This is a genomic window from Arcicella sp. GW458-12-2-14-TSB2, assembly GCF_059423785.1.
Genome location: NZ_JBWKYN010000306.1, coordinates 1 through 3,130, shown reverse-complemented (window position 1 = coordinate 3,130; position 3,130 = coordinate 1). Strand labels below are relative to the sequence as shown.

Below are 3,130 nucleotides of genomic sequence, written 5' to 3'. Positions count from 1 at the left end.
TGAGTTGTGAGTTGTGAGTTGTGAGTTGTGAGTTGTGAGTTGTGAGTTAAGGAAAATTAGAATCTTCTATAGATAGTTCCTTAAAAATTCATATTTTTCAAAAAATCTAAAAGTTTATTTTAATCACCCAATCACTAAATCACAATTCACAACTAAAGAAAATCACTAAATCACAACTCACTCATTCACAATTAAATCTACCCCACTCTCGGGCATCGTTTAAATTCTTTTGTTCTGTCGAATAGGTAACGATAAGTAATGTATTCTTTATCTCTGGTTGTTCCTAGTTGCGAAACAAAACGATTCATTTTAGGATTAAAATCTCCTACCCAATTCATATCAATCGTTTCATACTGATAATGCGGGTTATCTCTACCAGCCTGACGGAAACGCAAAGCAATTGCCGACTCAACTCCTTTACCTTGATAGTCGGGTACTACGCCAAAAATTACGCCACATGTACGGGTAATCACACCACGCATTAGCAAAAGCATAAACTTCGCTTTTTCCCATACGCCAAACTTTCCATTAAGATGTTTTACAATTTGGTTAATATCTGGAATCACAATAAAGAAAGCAATTGGGCGTTCCCCAGCATAAGCAAACCACGTTAGTTCCTCGTCGATGATAGGCTTCATTTGTTTTACAAGGTTGCTCGCTTGCTCTTCCGTCATGGCTTTTACACCCGGGAATTTTGCCCAGCCTTCATTAAAGATTGTCCTGAAATCTTCTCCGTATTTTGCTAATTTACTCTTTTCGATATGACGGAAAGTATAATCAGGGTTCTCATAAATACGCCTAGCTTTTTCCTCTACCGTTGGAGCAACCGTAGCCGCACGAATCGGCGTGACATATACATATTGTTGGAAATAGTCTTTAAAACCATATTTTTCAAAAAACTGAATATAATAGGCCTTTGTCCAAGGCATTTTATAAGTAGGCTCAAATTGCCATCCTTTGGTCATCAATCCCCAAAAAGAATCTCTTTCTCCAAAATTAATTGGTCCATCCATTGCCTCCATGCCTTTGCCAGCTAACCAATTTTTACACGTATCAAATAACAAAAAAGCGGCAGATTCATCCTCAATACATTCAAAAAAACCCATCCCTCCTGTCGGTTGTTCTTCTTTGTTCGCAGTTTCCTGATTAATAAAAGCGGCTACTCTACCGATGGTTTTACCTGAGGCATCCTGCAAAATCCATCTGATGGCTTCTCCATGCTTAAAGTATTTATTTTTCTCAGGATTAAATGTATTTTCAATGTCTTGGTCGAGTGGACGAATCCAATTTTTATCATACTCATACAAGCGAACGGGTAATAAAAGAAATTCTTGTTGGAGATGTTTATGATTAGCTACTTCTAAAATGGTCATTGTTGTTCGGTTGAATTATTTTTTTTCAAAGATAGAGGATTTTGTTATGAGATGATTGAAGTCTTTTTTGGGGGATGGGTTATTACCATAATAATAATACAATAGTGCCTTTAAGGTTTCTTTCCGAATAATAAGTTTTTCATTTGAAATTGAAGCATTTTTTCTTCAAAAATATTTATGTTCCCTATTTTTGGTTACAGTAAGTATAACTATTTCCTAGCATTATCTTGAATTTAAATAGTAAAATCATTGAAAAAACAATAACAATTAAACCCCAAAAACTATGTTACTAGCAATATTACCATTACCAACTTCCGAAATCATCAATGCGCTTATTCTTGGTGGCATTTTAGGAATGATTGGACAAGGAGTCCGATCAGTAATAGGTCTAAAAAAGCTTGCAGAAACAAATGCAGACCCTTCATTGCCTACTTATGCTTTCAACACGAGTAGATTTGTTTTTACATTACTACTTGGCTTCATAGCAGGTACATTAGCTACTATACCTTTTTTTGACAAAGGGTTTACATCATCTCCAAAATGGGATCAGGAAATAATTTTGACCTTGATTGCAGCAGGGTATTCTGGCGTTGATTTTATTGAAGGTTTTTTGAAAAACTACTTGACTGACAAGCCTATTAGCTCACCTAATGTCAATAATAATTCCGCATCCCAAAATCAAAATACTTATGATAACAACCTGACTTTAGACCTTAATCAGACATTTGCAGGGTAGTTGTTAAACGCAAAAAAATAACGAAAAAATGGCATCACGTTATAGAATTCTCAACAATGTAGTAAATGTTCGTAGTTCTCCTTTTAAAGAAAACAACGACAATATCATTACTACATTAAATCAAAATGAAATAGTTACTTTAATAGATAATGCTAATATTTTATGGTTTAAAGTAACATTTACTAAAAATAAAAAACAAATTTTAGGTTATGTCTTTGCATCTCTTTTAGAACTCGTGTCAGAAGAAAATATTCCATTAACAGAATCTAGTTTTATTACTCCTCCAGAAGTACATTTTCAGAGTAATGCAACCTCTAATCGAAATTCGGTTGATTCTAGGCACTGCCCTTTAGGTGAACCAAATATGCCTATTCGAAGTGGAGAGTCCTCAGAATTAAAAGTTAAAGAAATATATCTAATACTTGATTTTTTGTCTGTTGATAAGAGCAAAAGATATTTACCAGTTAATCAGGGAAAAACTACTTATTGCAATATATATGCTTATGATATCTGTTTTTTATCTAAGGTATATTTACCTCGAGTTTGGTGGACAGATAAAGCACTGATTAGTATTCAACAAAATAACCAAGTAGGCATAGTTTATGGTAAAACAGTATTAGAATTACGCGCAAATGACTTATTTGATTGGCTAAATGAATGGGGTGATGATTACGGATGGCAAAGAACCTTTGATTTAACAGAGCTCCAAGATAAAGCTAATCAAGGGAGTATTAGTATTATTTGTGCCAAGCGCTTAGATACTAATAGATCAGGACATATTGTAGTAGTGGTTCCCGAAACAGATAGTTTTTCTGCTAGAAAAAGTTCAAATGTTATTATTGAGCCATTACAAACGCAGGCAGGTGTTAGTAACAAAAAATTATTTAATAATTCTAACCAATGGTGGACTAAACCAAATACATTCAGAGAAGTGGGCTTTTGGTACCATTCTTAAAATACTTTACTATCAAAAAAATATTGAATGGGAAACAATCAATGAAATATTCTAAATTTCATTGAT

At 33.8% G+C, this 3,130-nt stretch carries 3 protein-coding genes; 2 read left to right on the top strand and 1 reads right to left on the bottom strand.

Annotated features, from left to right (window positions below; translation table 11 throughout):
- Positions 1-197: 197 nt before the first annotated feature.
- Complete coding sequence (locus tag AC07XN_RS23925; RefSeq protein ID WP_494744878.1) at positions 198-1,373, bottom strand: hypothetical protein; 1,176 nt, start codon at positions 1,371-1,373, stop codon at positions 198-200.
- Between the two features lie 283 nt (positions 1,374-1,656).
- On the opposite strand from AC07XN_RS23925, the gene AC07XN_RS23920 reads away from it, so the two are divergent.
- Both AC07XN_RS23920 and AC07XN_RS23915 read left to right on the top strand, forming a co-directional pair.
- Positions 1,657-2,109 carry a hypothetical protein gene (locus AC07XN_RS23920; protein WP_494744877.1) on the top strand — a complete coding sequence of 151 codons (453 nt, stop codon included), beginning with the start codon at positions 1,657-1,659 and terminating at the stop codon, positions 2,107-2,109.
- A 28-nt stretch (positions 2,110-2,137) separates the two neighbouring features.
- Positions 2,138-3,064, top strand: a complete 927-nt coding sequence (locus AC07XN_RS23915; RefSeq protein WP_494744876.1) for an SH3 domain-containing protein — start codon at positions 2,138-2,140, stop codon at positions 3,062-3,064.
- Positions 3,065-3,130 lie beyond the last annotated feature (66 nt).